The 16,221-nt window shown below is 61.7% G+C and carries 7 protein-coding genes and 2 pseudogenes; 7 read left to right on the forward strand and 2 right to left on the reverse strand.

What is annotated here, in order from left to right; translation table 11 throughout:
- Window positions 1–5 precede the first annotated feature (5 nt).
- Window positions 6–503 carry a GNAT family N-acetyltransferase gene (locus RHM58_RS09040; protein WP_322270128.1) on the forward strand — a complete coding sequence of 166 codons (498 nt, stop codon included), beginning with the start codon at window positions 6–8 and terminating at the stop codon, window positions 501–503.
- 68 nt (window positions 504–571) lie between these two features.
- On the opposite strand, the gene RHM58_RS09045 is transcribed toward RHM58_RS09040, so the two are convergent.
- Together RHM58_RS09045 and RHM58_RS09050 are read right to left on the reverse strand one after the other, a co-directional pair.
- On the reverse strand, window positions 572–883 hold the full coding sequence (locus RHM58_RS09045) for a DUF6916 family protein (RefSeq protein ID WP_322270129.1): 312 nt from the start codon (window positions 881–883) through the stop codon (window positions 572–574).
- A gap of 53 nt (window positions 884–936) precedes the next feature.
- The gene (locus RHM58_RS09050) at window positions 937–1,524 is read right to left on the reverse strand and encodes a phage tail protein (protein ID WP_322270130.1); all 588 of its coding nucleotides are present in this window, start codon (window positions 1,522–1,524) and stop codon (window positions 937–939) included.
- Between the two features lie 213 nt (window positions 1,525–1,737).
- Between RHM58_RS09050 and RHM58_RS09055 the strand changes: the two genes are divergently transcribed.
- From RHM58_RS09055 to RHM58_RS09090, 6 genes and pseudogenes are all read left to right on the forward strand, one after another.
- Window positions 1,738–3,309, forward strand: coding sequence for a glycosyltransferase family 39 protein (locus RHM58_RS09055; RefSeq protein ID WP_322270132.1), 1,572 nt, complete (start codon window positions 1,738–1,740; stop codon window positions 3,307–3,309).
- 446 nt (window positions 3,310–3,755) lie between these two features.
- Window positions 3,756–4,601, forward strand: a complete 846-nt coding sequence (locus tag RHM58_RS09060; protein WP_201199481.1) for a sulfotransferase family protein — start codon at window positions 3,756–3,758, stop codon at window positions 4,599–4,601.
- A gap of 51 nt (window positions 4,602–4,652) precedes the next feature.
- A pseudogene (locus RHM58_RS33955) lies at window positions 4,653–12,882 on the forward strand (Ig-like domain-containing protein).
- 40 nt (window positions 12,883–12,922) lie between these two features.
- Window positions 12,923–14,440 (forward strand): TolC family protein, encoded by a 1,518-nt coding sequence (locus tag RHM58_RS09080; RefSeq protein ID WP_322270134.1) that lies wholly within the window; start codon window positions 12,923–12,925, stop codon window positions 14,438–14,440.
- 15 nt (window positions 14,441–14,455) lie between these two features.
- Window positions 14,456–15,241 (forward strand): aspartyl/asparaginyl beta-hydroxylase domain-containing protein, encoded by a 786-nt coding sequence (locus RHM58_RS09085; RefSeq protein WP_322270135.1) that lies wholly within the window; start codon window positions 14,456–14,458, stop codon window positions 15,239–15,241.
- Window positions 15,229–16,172: pseudogene (locus RHM58_RS09090) on the forward strand (sulfotransferase family protein). Before RHM58_RS09085 ends, RHM58_RS09090 begins: the two are co-directional and overlap by 13 nt.
- Window positions 16,173–16,221 lie beyond the last annotated feature (49 nt).

Consider the following 16,221-nt stretch of genomic DNA (forward strand, 5'->3'; position numbering starts at 1 on the left):
GCAGCATGGCGAACAACGGTGCAGTGGCGGCGGACGGTTTGGTGGTGCGGCCTTCGCGGGCCAGTGACGGGCCCTTTCTGCAAAGTCTGTATCAGGCGGCCAGGCCCGATCTGCAATGGATCGACGGCGAGCCCGAACGGGTGGAAGCGTTGGTAGCGCAGCAGTTTCGGGTGCAGGAGCAAGGGATCGAGGCTGAATATCCCAACGCGATGCATTACGTGGTGGAAAAACTCGACACACCCATCGGCGCGCTGACCACGGATTTCGGCCCCAATGAAATTCGTGTGTTGTACCTGGCGTTCATTCCTCAAGCTCGCGGCCAGGGGTATGGCCGCACGGTGCTGCAAGGGGTGCAAAAAGCCGCACAGCAAATCCGCTGCCCGGTGGCGACGGTGGTCTGGGCGAGCAACCCCCATGCGCGTCGGCATTACCTGGCGCTGGGGTTTGCGGTCGAGGAGTGCAATCCGGCGGCGGAGCGGTTGGTGTGGTATCCGCAGGGTTAGAGCCCGCAACAACGCCACAAAACCTGTGGGAGCGAGCTTGCTCCCACAGTGGTTATGTAGGCGCCTGTTCAATTAAACGCAATATAGAAATACCCCACCGCCGGATCCCGCCCCATCGCCGGTACGCGGGATACAAAAATATCCTGCACCGCGCCCAGCCCGGGCAGTTCCAGCGCACATAGCCCGTCCACAAACTCCGTAGGTTCGAGGCTGTTGAACCCGACACCAAACGGCACGCGTTCGCTGTTGGGCAACTGTGAGCGGGGTTTTTGCTCAAGGCTGTCGATATGGATCGGCAGTTCACTGCCATCGGGCAAACGCAAAGTGGTGGTCTGGCCCAGCAGCGTTTGGAAGTGTTGGTCTTGAACCTGTTCCAGCATGGTGTCACTCCAGCAAGGTGAGTGGCCGGGGAGATGAATCCCCCGGCGGTGTTTCAGTTGCGGGAAGGGAACGAGCCTTGCAGCGCGATGCTGAAGTTCAGCACCAGAAACGGGTTCATGCTGTCCATCGGCAGGCCGGTGCCGGTGGGCGAAACGGAGCCGGAAACCGTGGTGGCCGCGCCTTTGAGCGCAACAGGCGAGGCACCCTGGGCATCGGAGTAGATGGTCGCCAGACCTGGCCCGCCACCCGAGGCGCCGAGGTAGGCATTGGTCGCGGTGGGAACGCTCGCCGGGTTGCTCGCCGGGTTGGCCAGTTGCAGAGTGGTGGTCGCCGTGATCCCTGTCAGGGTGTGGGTGTGGTTGGGCAGGTTGTTGAGGGTGGCGGTGATGCTCTCTGTGCCTGAGTTTTCACCCATGACGCGCGTGGTCAGACCCGGGCCGGTGCCCTGGCAGATCGGCAGGCGACTTTGCAGGTTGGGCAGCCCGAACGTCTGGCTGCCGTTACCGCCATACACGGTCCCCAGTAGCGCATACAAGGCTTGATACTGCTGGATGTTCATGATCTGACCGTTACACAAGGCCCAACCGTTGGGCGCATAGTTAAAGCCAAACGTCATGACGGTACCCATAAATACGTCCATATATCCTCATCCTTCAGGTAAGTGGTCTGGCGGGCCCCGCGTCTATGCGTGGCCAGGTCACGCCAAGCCAGAGCGTAGACCCGGATCGGCGGCGCTGCCGGATGTCGTAATGAACAAAGCCAGCATCGACGGCTACCCTGTGGCTGGCCTAAAGTGACGGCATGTTTCAGGGGCCACACCGTCGTGGTTTTTCCGGCACCGCAAGAGGAAGTAATGGAGGCGCGTAGAGAAACGCCGGTTGGCGACACGCAAGATCCCCACGCAGCGCCAGGCGCCTGGATGGGCGCGCAACGATGGGTTCGTTGGGCCAGAGAATATTGGTTGCTGCCGATCATGGTATTGGCGGCGCTGGTGCGTTTCTACGACCTGACGGCCGCCGCGATCTGGGGAGACGAAGGCTCCAGCCTGTTGCTGAGCCAGCACTCGTTGAGCGAAATCTGGGCGCATGCCGCCCACGATGTACACCCACCGCTGTACTTCATGCTGCTGCATGGCTGGATCGACTGGTTTGGCGACGGTATTTTTTCGATCCGCGCCCTGAGTGCATTGCCGGGGATCATCACGGTCGGCCTGGGCGTGTGGCTGGTGGATCTGCTCGCCACCCGGCGCGCCGCGTTGCTGGCCGGGATCCTGCTGGCGCTGTTGCCCACCGCGGTGCGTTACAGCCAGGAAGTGCGCATGTACTCCTGGCTCGGCCTTTTACTGATAGGCGCCACGATTGCGCTGGTGTACTGGGTCCGGCAACCCCGGCGTAATGGCTATCTCGTGGTGTACGCGCTGCTGATGGCGGCGGCGTTCTATACCCACTATTTCACTGCACTGTGCGTGATCAGTCACTGGTTGTGGCTGGCCGTGGTGCGGGTGCAGCCCGGTTATCGCCTGCGGCATATCCAGCGTCCGGCCTGGTGGCTGGCGAACCTGGGGATTGTGTTGCTGTACTTGCCTTGGGTGCCCAACCTGATCGATCTGATTCAGCACATGGATGCGCTCAAGGCCAATGGCGATGTCGGCTGGGAAGATCCGGTCACGTTGAGTTCGTTACCGTCGATGATCTGGTCGCTGCTGACCCAGGACGACGGCGGAACGTTGCCGCGCTGGCTGTTCATCACATTGCCGGTGGCGTTGCTGGCGATAATCGGCGTGGCGCTGGCGCGGGATCGCAGCGTATTTCGCGGCAGTATCCTGCTGGCGCTTTTCGGCGCGCTGCCGATCCTGCTGGTGTTCGCGGTGTCGTTCATCTCGCCGGTGTTCATTGAACGTTATTTGACCGCCTACGCACTGGGCTTGCCGATGCTGGTGGCACTGGCGGTTGATCGTCTGTACGCACGGTTTCGAGTGCTGGCGCTGGCCATTCTGGTGCTGTTCATCGGGGTTGAACTGGTGGGGGTTAAGAACAACGCCACGGCCATTCCCGGCGAACAGTTCAGCGTCATGGTCGACTACGTCAATCAGCATTTCGTCCCCGGTGACCAAATTGTCACTGGCGACATGCTCTGGTATCTCGTTTACGTCTACTACAACCGCACCGACGCCAAGCCGTTGCTGTACACGCCGCCCCAGGCCGATGGATCATCGAGCCGGCCAAATACCTATGGCTTCGGTACGTTGATGACCAGTGACGTCTATGTCGACAGTCTGGGTGATTTGCTTAAAAGCGGTGGGCGCGTCTGGCTGATCGGCTTGGCGCAGATGCCGGACGAGTTCCCCGCATTGCCCGCCGGCTGGCAAAACCTGGGCGAGAAGCGTGTGGGAGATGTCCGGGCGAGGTTGTTTGTGCGGCCGTGAGGGCATCGTCAGGCCGACAATTGGCAGCTCAGGCCTGTCGGTCTGTGCTCACTACGCAATTCTCGGAATTTGCCTACAAGTTTGGCGGACGCCAACTGATACTGCGAATCGAGCCAGCATTGAGCAATTGCACCGAGCTGTCGCCGCGCTGGCGGACGATATGGACCGGCAGCCACAGAACATGCTCCGTGCATCTGTGGTGCGATTTTGTATCGGTGCCGCACTGGCACTGACATTCATCGTGGTCAGCATCTGGGTAATGCGCCTGCTCTAACTCCCAGACCGGCTAGCCGCCCTTGATCACTGCGCTTAAACGATTCACCCGAAGAGCAGTGATATTCACTACTCTTTTTCATCGATTCAGCTCCAATTTGATATCAAAAGCCCACTAGTGGAAACCCCATCCATAGACTACGCTTTGTCCTACAAATGGACTTACGACTACGGTGAAGGGATTGCAGCAGTTCCACTTTATCTCCGGCTTGCCGCGTTCAGGCTCCACCCTGCTTTCTGCGATTCTTTTGCAGAATCCGCGTTTTCACGCCGGTATGACCAGCCCGGTCGGTTCTCTCTTCAGCAGCGTCCTTGATCAATGCAGCGCCGGCAGCGAGTTTGGTGCGGTGATCGATACCGGCCTGCGTCGCCGTCTGCTTCGCGGATTGTTCGACTCTTTCTACGCCGACAAGGCCGACAAACCAGTGGTGTTCGACACCAATCGGTTGTGGAGCTCGCGGCTGCCGGCCATCAACGACCTGTTTCCCAAAGCCAAGGTGATTGCCTGTGTGCGCAATGTCGCCTGGGTGATGGACAGTCTCGAACGCCTCTACCGCGCCAATCCTTATGAAAACACCAAGCTGTTTGTCGACGCGGCTGAGCGCAACACCGTTTATAGCCGTTGCGAAACCCTCGCTCAGCGCAATCGCCTGGTGGGTTTTGCCTGGGCGGCGCTCAAGGAAGCGTATTACGGCGAACAGGCCGAGTCGTTGTTGATCGTCGATTACGACCTGCTGACCCAGGCCCCGGAGCGGGTGCTGCGGCTGGTTTACGACTTCATCGAAGAGCCGTGGTTCGAGCACGATTTCAACAACCTGGCATATGACGCGCCGGAATTCGATCAAGGCCTTGGGATCGCGGGCCTGCACAAGGTCAAACCCAAGGTTGAACTGCAAACCAGGCGCACCATTCTGCCGCCGGACTTGTTCAAGCAATACGCGGAGTTGTCCTTTTGGCTCGATGGTTCAGCCAGCGCCGCCAATGTCATTCGTATGAAAGCCGACGCCGCGATCAGTTAATCGCGGCGTTCTCATTGATGCCTCAAGAAAGTTCGAGTTCGGGTGAGCAGCATGTGGTTGAGCAAAGGCAAGTCGCGGATTACCGAAGGCGCAAGGGCACTGGCCGCGCCCATGATCATGTCCCTGGAGCCGCGCATGCTGTTCGACGGCGCGGTGGCGGCCACGGTGGCCGATGCCGCCCAGCCTGAAAGCCATCCGACTGCCGATGCCGCCAAGGCACCGAACGCCGATCACCCGGTGGCCAGCAAGGACACTCACGGTCAGGCCGATGCAACGCCAGCCGCCGCGACACCGGTCGCGGTACCTGGGCAGAGCGTGGTGTTCGTCGATTCGCGGGTCAAAGACGCAGACAGCCTGCTCAAAGGTGTCGCGCCCGGCACCCAAGTGGTGCAACTCGATGGCAGCAAGGACGGCTTGCAGCAAATCGCCGACTACCTCGGTAGCCACCAGGGTGTCAGCACGGTGGAAATCATTGCCCACGGCAACGCCGGGGATCTGTGGCTGGGCAGCACCTATCTGTCCGCCGATAACGTCGGCGCGCGCAGCGCGGTGCTGGGGCAAATCGGCAAGGACATGAACGTCGGCGGCGACATCCTGATCTACGCCTGCTACACCGCCGAGGGTGATCGCGGCGTGAGTTTTGTCGACTCGATTGCCAACATGACCGGCCGCGATGTCGCCGCGTCCAGCAACCGCACCGGTGTGGGCGGCGACTGGAACCTGGAAATCGCGACCGGCACCATCGACAGCGTCAACGTGCTCTCGGCTCAATCCATGAGTGCGTACCAATGGGGCCTGGCCACCTGGACCGCAACCAACAACCTCGACAGCGGCACCAACTCCCTGCGCGCCGAACTGGCCTTGGCGCAGAACGGCGACATCGTGACGTTCAGTGGCAGCATGATCGTTAACCTGAACACCGAATTGCTGGTCAACAAGAACATCACCATCGACGGTGATTTGAACAACGATGGCGTGGCCGACGTGACCCTGAGCGGTCAATACAAGACCCGCGTCATTGAAGTCGCGTCCGGCAGCACGGTACTGCTCGACGGCTTGACCATCACCAAAGGCCTGGCCGCCGGCAATGGCGCTAATAGTGGTTTCACCGCCAGTGATGCCTTGGGCGGCGGGATTTTGAATGCCGGTAACCTGACCCTGAAAAACGTCACAGTGAGCGCCAACGCGGCGTCCGGCGGCGGCGGCGGGGTGCGCGTGACGCCGATTTATGGCGGCGGCAGCGGTGGCGGCGGCGGCGGGGTTGGCGGCTCGGGCGGCGGTGCCGGCGGCAACACCACGGCGCAGGGCCGGCCAACGTATTTCGGGACCGCAGGTGGTTCCGGCGTGGGCGGCATCGGCGGCAGTTATGACTCGATCCATCTCGGCGGCCGTGGCGGTGCCCTCAACGGTACCGGCGGTGCCGGCGGTACTTCCGGCACGTCGGGCTACAGCGTTGGCGGCCATGGTGGTTCGGCCACCAACGGCACCATTACGGTCGGCGGCGGCGGTGGCGGCTCCGGTTGGGACAAGGTCGGCGGTATCGGCGGCTCGGCAGCGGGCGGCGTCTATAACTCTGGCACCTTGACCGTGATCGGCACCTCGCACATCACTGGCAACATCGCGGCCGGTGGCGGCGGCGGTGGTGGCGGCGGGCTGGCGGGTGATGGCGGCAGCGCTGATCCCGGTGGCGCCGCAGGCCAGGGCATCGGCGGGATCTGGAACAAAGGCACGCTGATCATGACGGCGGCCAACTTCGCAGCCCTGAGCGGCAACGTCGGTGGCAGCGGCTCCGGCGGAGGTGCGTCGGGGGGCGGCGCCAGCGGCAGCAGCCCGACAGCGGCGACCAACCTGCGCAACGACGGCACCCTCGTCAACAATTACATCGAGCCGCCCACCGCGACCATCGTAGTGGCCGCACCGACGTTAAGCATCGGCGCAACTTCGCTGGTGACCATCACCTTCAGCACTGCCGTGACCGGTTTCACCAACGCCGACCTGACCATTCCCAACGGCACCCTGAGCGCGGTGAGCAGCGGCGATGGCGGCGTGACCTGGACCGCGACCTTCACGCCGAACGCGTCGATCACGGACACCACCAACGTCATCACCCTGGACAACACCGGGGTGCAAAGCGTCACCGGCAGTGTCGTGGGCGTCGGCACCAGCGATTCCAACAATTACATTGTCGACACCGTGCGGCCCACCGCGACCATCGTGGTCGCTGACAATTCGCTGATCGTTGGCGAAACCTCGTTGGTGACCATCACCTTCAGCGAAGCGGTCACCGGGTTCACCAATGCCGACCTGACCATTGCCAACGGCACGTTGGGCGCGGTGAGCAGCGGTGACGGCGGCATCACCTGGACGGCCACCTTCACGCCAACCGCCAGCATCACCGACACCACTAACGTCATCACCCTGGACAACACCGGGGTCAGCGACACGGCAGGCAACGCCGGTGCTGGCACCACCACCTCGAACAACTACGCAATCGACACCGTCCGGCCGAGCGCGACTATCGTGGTCGCCGACACGGCACTGGCCATCGGTGAAACCTCGCTGGTGACCATCACCTTCAGCGAAGCAGTGACCGGTTTCAGCACCGCCGACCTGACTGTGGCCAACGGCAGCATCAGCGGACTGAGCACCAGCGACGGCGGTATCACCTGGACCGGCACGCTGACGCCGACCAACTCGATTACCGACACCACCAACGTCGTGACCCTGGATAACACCGGGGTCAGCGATCTGTCGGGCAACGCCGGCACGGGTACCACCAACTCCAACAACTACGGGGTCGATACCGCCCGGCCAACGGCAAGCATCGTGGTCGCCAACACCAGCCTGTCCATCGGCCAGACGTCGCTGGTGACCATCACCTTCAGTGAGGCGGTCAGCGGTTTCACCAACGCGGATTTGACCATCGCCAACGGCACGTTGGGCGCGGTGAGCAGCGGCGACGGCGGCATCACCTGGACGGCCACCTTCACGCCAACCGCCAGCATCACTGACGCGACCAACCTGATCACCCTGGATAACACCGGCGTCGCCGATCTGTCGGGCAACGCCGGCTCGGGCTCCACCAACTCCAACAATTACGCGATCGATACCGTTCGACCAACGGCGACCGTCGTGGTCGCGAATACGGCCCTGGCCATCGGCCAGACGTCGCTGGTGACTATCACCTTCTCTGAGGCGGTCACCGGTTTCACCAATGCCGACCTGACCATCGCCAACGGCTCGTTGAGTGCCGTCAGCAGCAGCGACGGCGGCGTCACCTGGACGGCGACGTTTTCGCCGTCCGCCAGCATTACTGATGCGACCAACCTGATCACCCTGGACAACACCGGGGTCACCGACACGGCGGGCAACGCCGGCACAGGCGCCACCAATTCAAACAACTACACGATCGACACCCAGCGCCCGACCGCGACCATTGTGCTCGCCGACAGCAACCTGAGTGCCGGTGAAACCTCGCTGGTGACCATCACCTTCAGTGAGGCGGTCAGCGGTTTTACCAACGCCGACCTGACCATCGCCAACGGTACGTTGAGCTCGGTTAGCAGCAGCGATGGCGGCGTCACCTGGACCGCGCGTTCACGCCGACAGCGAGCGTCAACGATGCGACCAACGTCATCACCCTGGCCAATACCGGCGTGGCTGATCTGGCGGGCAATGCCGGCAGCGGCACCACCAACTCTGGCAACTACATCGTCGACACCGTGCGTCCGAGCGCAACCATCGTTGTGGCCGACAACGCACTGAATATCGGTGAAACGTCGCTGGTGACCATCACCTTCGGCCAGGCCGTGACCGGTTTTACCAACGCTGACCTGACCGTCGCCAACGGCACGCTCACGGCGGTGAGCAGCAGCGACGGCGGCATTACCTGGACGGCGACGTTCACACCGACCGCCAGCATTACCGACGCGACCAACCTGATCACCCTGGACAATACCGGCGTACAGGCAGTTTCTTCCGGCAACGTCGGCACGGGCACCAGCAATTCGAACAACTACGCCATCGACACCGTGCGGCCGACGGTCAGCATCGTGGTGGCGGACAATGCGCTGAAAATCGGCGACACCTCCCTGGTCACGATCACCTTCAGTGAAGCAGTTACGGGGTTCACCAACGCCGACCTGACCATCGCCAACGGCACGTTGACGGCGGTGAGCAGCAGCGACGGTGGCGTCACCTGGACGGCGACCTTCACGCCAAGCGCCAGTACCAATGACGCAACCAACCTGATCACCCTCGACAACACAGGGGTCAGCGACCTGGCGGGCAACAGCGGTAGCGGCAGCACCGATTCCAACAACTTTGTCATCGATACGGTTCGGCCTACCGCGACCATCGTCCTGGCAGACCCGATCCTGAGCGCTGGCGAAACCTCGCTGGTGACCATTACCTTCAGCGAGGCGGTGACCGGTTTCACCAACGCCGACCTGACCATCGCCAACGGCACGTTGAGTGCGGTGAGCAGCAGCGACGGCGGCATCACCTGGACCGGGACGTTCACCCCAACCGTTGGCGTGCATGACGTGACCAACGTCATCACCCTGGCCAACGCTGGCGTGGCCGACCTTGCTGGCAACGCGGGCAGTGGCACCACCAACTCGGCCAATTACACGATCGACACCGTGCTGCCGACGGCCACTATTGTGGTGGCCGATAACGCGCTGAACATCGGCGAAACTTCGCTGGTGACCATTACTTTTTCCGAGGCGGTGACCGGTTTCAGCAACGCCGACCTGACGATTGCCAACGGTACGCTCACGGCGGTAACCAGCAGCGACGGCGGGATCACCTGGACGGCGACATTCACCCCGACCAACGCCATTACCGACGCGACCAACCTGATCACCCTGGACAACAGCGGCGTGCAAAACGCTTCGGGCAACGCCGGCACTGGCACCACCGATTCGAACAACTTTGCCATCGACACCCAGCGTCCTACCGCATCCATCGTGGTCGCCAATGCGGCGCTGGGCTTGGGTCAGACCAGCCTGGTGACCATCACCTTCAGCGAAGCGGTCAGCGGTTTCACCAACGCCGACCTGCTGATCGATAACGCGACCCTGAGTAACGTCAGCAGCAGCGACGGTGGCATTACCTGGACCGCGACATTGACGCCATTGGCCGGCATTACCGACACCAGCAACATCGTTCGGCTGGACAACACCGGCGTACAGGATCTGGCCGGCAACGCTGGCGCGGGCACCACTGATTCCAACAACTACGCGATCGACAGCCAGCGTCCGACGGCTACCATCGTGGTCGCCGACAGCACGCTCAGCGCGGGTGAAACCTCGCTGGTGACCATCACCTTCAGTGAGGCGGTCAGCGGTTTCGACAACAGCGATTTGAGTGTCCCCAACGGCACGTTAAGTGCGGTGAGCAGCAGCGACGGTGGCATCACCTGGACCGCGACCTTCACCCCGACCGTCGGCGTCAAGGACACCACCAACCTGATCAGCCTGAACAACAGCGGGGTCGCCGACCTCGCCGGCAACGCGGGCACCGGCGTCACCAACTCGGCCAACTTCACCATCGATACCGTGCTGCCAACGGCTACGATTGTGGTGGCCGACACTGCACTGAATATCGGCGAAACGTCCCTGGTGACCGTTACCTTCTCTGAAGCGGTGACCGGTTTCACTAACGCCGACCTGACCATTGCCAACGGCACATTGAGCGCCGTCACCAGCAGCGACGGCGGCATAACCTGGACGGCGACGTTCACCCCGAACAACGCCATCACCGACACCAGCAACCTGATCACTCTGGATAACAGCGGCGTACAAAACGCTTCGGGCAACGCCGGCGCAGGCACCACTGATTCGAACAACTACGCCATCGACACCCAGCGTCCTACCGCGTCCATCGTGGTCGCCAATGCGGTACTGGGCTTGGGTCAGACCAGCCTGGTGACCATCACCTTCAGCGAAGCGGTCAGCGGTTTCACCAACGCCGACCTGCTGATCGATAACGCGACCCTGAGTAACGTCAGCAGCAGCGACGGTGGCATTACCTGGACCGCGACATTGACGCCATTGGCCGGCATTACCGACACCAGCAACATCGTTCGGCTGGACAACACCGGCGTTCAGGACCTGGCCGGCAACGCTGGCGCAGGCACCACTGATTCCAACAATTACGCCATCGACAGCCAGCGTCCGACCGCGACCATCGTGTTGAGCGATACCACCCTGAAGCCGGGCGAAACCTCGTTGGTGACCATCACTTTCAGCGAGGCCGTCAGCGGTTTCGACAACAGCGATCTGAGTGTCCCCAACGGCACGTTAAGTGCGGTGAGCAGCAGCGACGGCGGCATCACCTGGACCGCGACTTTCACCCCGACCGTGGGCGTGACCGATGCGACTAACCTCATCACGCTGAACAACACGGGTGTCACCGACCTTGCCGGCAATGCCGGTGCGGGCACCACCGACTCCGCCAACTATGTGGTCGAGACCCAAATCCCGACCTCGACCATCGTGATCACCGACACCGCCCTCAAGGCCGGCGAAACGTCAGGGGTGACCATCACTTTCAGCGAAGCGGTAAGCGGCTTCACCAACGCCGACCTGACCGTGGCCAATGGCACCTTGAGTAATGTGTCGTCGAGTGACGGCGGAATTACCTGGACGGCGACCTTTACGCCAACCGTCAACGTGACGGACACCACCAACCTGATCAGCCTCGACAACAGCGGCGTGACCAACGCCTCGGGCAACAGCGGCGTGGGCGTGACCGACTCCAACAACTACGCCATCGACACCGCGCGGCCGACCTCGACCATTGTCGTGGCGGATTCTCGCCTGGGTATCGGTGCAACCACCACGGTCACCATCACCTTCACTGAAGCGGTTTCGGGTTTCGACCTGTCGGACCTCAGCGTCGCTAACGGCAACCTGTCCAACCTGCTCAGCAGTGACGGCGGCAAAACCTGGACCGCCACGCTGACCCCGACGGCCAACATCAACGACACCACTAACCTGATCCTGCTCGACAACAGCAACGTGACGGACGCTGCGGGCAATGCTGGCGCTGGGATCGCGATCTCTAACAACTACGCGCTCGATGCCACCCGGCCGACGGCGACAATTGTGGTCGCCAACCCGAACCTGGGCATCGGCCAGACCACGCTGGTGACGTTCACCTTCAGCGAGGCGGTGAACAATTTCGACCTGTCGGACCTCAGCGTGACCAACGGCGAGCTGACCAACCTGGCCAGCGGCGACGGTGGCAAGACCTGGACCGCCACCTTCACACCGACGGCGAACATCACCGACCCGAGCAATTTCATTGCGCTGGACACCAGCAACGTCGCCGACCTGTCCGGCAATACCGGCACCGGCGTGGCAGTGTCCAACAACTACGTGATCGACGGCGAGCGGCCGACCGCCACGGTGGTGGTGGCTAACCCGAACCTGGGCGTTGGCCAGACTTCGCTGGTGACATTTGCCTTCAATGAAGTGGTGAGGGTTTCGACCTCTCCGACATCAATGTGGCCAACGGCACCTTGTCCAATCTGGCGAGCAACGACGGCGGTAAAACCTGGACCGCGACGCTGACGCCGACCAGCAACCTAAGCAATGGCAGCAACGCGATCAGCTTGAACATGGCGGGCGTCAGTGACGGTTCGGGCAACGCCGGCAGCGGTACCAGCCAGTCGAACAACTTTGCAATCAACACCGTACCGGTCGTCGTTCCACCGACATCCATCGTTGTCGACGTACCGGCCGATCCGCAGTTCCGCGTCACTGAACCGGTCACAGTGTCCGATCAACCGAACCTGCCGCTGCAACCGATCATTTTCGCTGCACCTACAGGTGACCTTGGCTCGCCACTGACCTTTGCCCCGTTGTTCGAAGACCGGATCATCGGCAACGGCATCCGGCCACTGGGCGAAATTTTCATGAGTCGTGGGGCGCTGGCGCCAAGCTACATCGCGCAGGTGTTTAGCAGCAGCGACAGTGGTGGCGATGGTTCGGGGCACGGTTTCCTTGGTTTTGGCGGCGGCGATGGCGGGGTGTTCAGCACCAGTACGTTGTCGAGTCTGTTCAATCAGGACACCAGTACCGAGCGCGATTCGCTGAATAGCTTCGGCAATCATTCGATCCGCGGCGGGGATGTTTCCCAAGGGCTGCGCGGCGTGTTTGGCGCGCCGAGTCTGGCCCAGCAACTGCTACAGCTCAAAGACACTGAACAACGTCAGGTCGACAGCCTGGCGGCGGCATTCAAACAGGTCGGCATCAGCGAAATGCAGGCCTGAAAAAATTTAATTCTGTGTGGCACCCAGGGGCAAACCAAGGATGAAAAGAAGTCATAAGTTGTTCGGCGCCAGCCTGCTGGCGCTGGCGATCAGCGGATGTGCAGTCAAGAGTGAACCGATTGAACGCAGCGTCAGTGAGCAACGCGCCAAAAGCGATTTGCAGAGCATGTACTCAGGTCAGGAACCCCTCAGTGGTCCGCTGACCCTGCACCAAGCCATGGCCCGCGCGGTGAAATACAACCTCGAAGGCCGACTCAAGATCATGGAAGAGGCGCTGGCCAAGCGCCAACTCGACCTTGCCAGTTTCGACATGTTGCCGCGCATGGCACTGGACGCGGGCTACGCCGGGCGTAACAACGTCAGTGCCTCCAGCAGCCAGAGCGTGCGCACCGGCACCCAATCCCTGGAACCGTCGACCTCCCAGGACCGCGACCGTAAAGTCGCCGACCTGACCATGGTCTGGAACGTTCTCGACTTCGGCGTCAGTTACATCAGCGCCAAGCAACAGGGCGACCAGCGACTGATCGTTCAGGAACGTCGGCGCAAGGTGATCAACACCATCGTCCAGGACGTGCGATCGGCCTATTGGCGAGCGGTAGCTGCTGAACGTCTGCTCACGCAGATCGACAGCCTGATGGCACGGGTCGACACGGCGCGCACCAACAGCCAGAGCATGAGCGAGCAACGCATTGGCGATCCGGTGCAAGCGTTGAGTTATCAGCGCTCGCTGATCGAGGCAACCCGTCAGTTGCAAGAGCAGCGCCGGGCACTGTCCCTGGCCAAAACCGAACTGGCGACCCTGATCAACCTGCCGATGGGCACCGATCTGAAATTGGCGACCCCGGATGATTACTCGATTCCGCAGTTGAAGGTCGGCATGGCCAGCCTTGAACATGAAGCCCTGGCCACCCGTCCGGAACTGCGCGAGCAGGATTACCAGACGCGCATCAGCACCGCAGAAACCCGTAAAGCCATGCTGCGGCTGTTGCCGGGGCTGGAGTTTTCGGCGGGCGGGCATTACGACAGCAACTCGTTTTTGGTCAACGACAAGTGGGCCGACTACGGGGTGAAGCTGACCTGGAACCTGTTCAACGTGATTTCCGCACCGGCGGCGATCGATGTGGCCAAGGCTGGCGAAGAAGTGGCCAAGGCTCGTCGTCAGGCGATGTCGATTGCCGTGCTGGCCCAGCTCTACGTGGCCAACGCGAACTACCAGGAAGCAATGCATCAGTTCCAGACCAACCAGGAACTGTCGAGCATCGATGGGCAGATTCTGCAGCAGTTGCGTAACCGTCATCAGGCCGCAGGCATCGGTGAGCTAGACCTGATCCAGGGTGAACTGAACACCTTGCAGGCGGATCTGCGTCGGGACCTGTCCTACGCCGATCTGCGTAACGCTTACGGGCAAATCTTCGCCAGCGCCGGCCTCGATCCGATGCCGGATGAAGTGCAATCCACCCAGGTCCAGTCCATCGCCACCGCGTTGGCCAATCGCGAAGCCGCGTGGGCGTCGGGCGACATTGCGGTGCCAGTGCCACCTCATGCTCCGGCTCAGTAACCTGCTGCCAAAGCGATGAGCCGAGCGGCGTTCTCTCGCCTGCCAGTGACGGTGGATTTACCGTTGCTGCTGCAGGCGTTGGCGGCGATTGGCGAAGACGAGTGGCACGGTCATTTCAATAGCGCCTACTACACCGGCGACTGGAGCGGCGTGGCGCTGATTTCGGCGGCGGATGCGTTGACTGAGCTCTCGCCGGGGCTCGGTGAGCCGCAGTTGCGTGCGCCCTGGCTGCGAGATCTCCATTGGCAGCAAGGGTTGCGGGATCTGCCGCTGGAAATCGTCTCGGCGCGCCTGCTGCGGCTCGGTCCGGGCGGGCAGATTCATGAGCATCGCGACTATGACCTCGGCGAGCCGAACGCCGATCTGCGGTTGCACATCCCTCTGCTCAGCCCGCCTCGCGTGGATTTTTTGCTCGACGGTCAGCGCATGTCGATGACCGCCGGGGAATGCTGGTTTCTTGATTTGTCGCGGCCCCATCGCGTGGACAATCGCGATTGTTGCACGCGGATTCATCTGGTGCTCGATTGCCGGCCCGACGCTTGGTTGGAGCAGGCGATTGCCGACGGTGTTTCGACCACGCCGCTGCCTGGCGTTGGTGATATTTCGCTGGTGCAGTTTCAGCGTTTAGTGGCCAGCGATTCGCAGCTCGCGAAAACGTTGCAGGGTTTGCCGGACGCTGAAATTTTTATCACCCGAACCTTGGAACTGGCGGCCGAGCGAGGCCTAGTGTTCTCGCGCGAAGAACTGCGTGCGGCGATGCGTAATGGTCGTCGCCAATGGAATGAACAATGGAACGCCTGAACCTGGAAGGCTGGTTGCCGATTCGGGTCTGGCAACAGGTCGGTGAGTGGCAGGTTGATTGGTGCTGGTTTGGCGACTCACCGCTGCATCAGCCGTTTTTTCGCGATGCTGTGGACGATGCCCTGCGCCTGCCGTTCAACCAGGCGTTTCGCCGACAAACGCCGTTGGCTACGCTTGGCGACTGGCAGGTGAGCCGTCCCGGTTTGGCGCCGAATGCGTTTATCTTTCACGCTTCGCGCTGCGGCTCGACCCTGATCAGCCAGATGCTTGCCCGACTCGACAACCACATCGTCATCAGCGAACCGCCGCCGCTGGACGCCCTGCTGCGCAGCAGTTTGCCGGCAGCCGAGCGGCGTGCCGGCATCGAAGGGTTGTTATCTGCATACGGCCAGCGTCGGCGCGGTGTGGAGCAACGAATGGTGATCAAACTCGATGCCTGGAACATCGCTGAATTACCACTGTTACGCGAGTGCTTTCCCGACACGCCTTGGTTATTTGTGTACCGCGACCCGTTGGAAATTGCTGTTTCACATCTGCGCCGCGCGGGCATGCACATGGTGCCGGGGATGATCGGGTTGAGTGGGTTGGATGATGAATTGCCAGTCGAAAGCCGTGAGGATTACATCGCCCGAAGGGTCGGGCGGTTGCTGGCATTGGGGTTGGCGCGATGCCGGGAGTTTGGTGGAGTGGCGGTGAATTACAGCGAATTGCCGGGCGCAATGGCCGGGAGGTTGGCCGGGTTTTTGGGTTGGATGATGTGCAGCGAAAGCAGGTGTTTGCGGCGGTGGGACAGCATGCCAAGCAATCGTCCGAAGTGTTTGTCGGGGACAGTGATGACAAGCGCCGTGAAGCCTCGGCGCTGTTGCGCGAGCGGGTTGAGTGTTGGGCGCGAGAACCCTATGAGACATTGGAAAATGATCGGCGGGTCTGACGCCATCGCGAGCAAGCTCGCGATGGCGGTGGTCAATTCAGCACAAATC

Origin of the sequence: Pseudomonas sp. 10S4 (assembly GCF_034344865.1) — a bacterium.
Taxonomy (GTDB): Bacteria; Pseudomonadota; Gammaproteobacteria; order Pseudomonadales; family Pseudomonadaceae; genus Aquipseudomonas.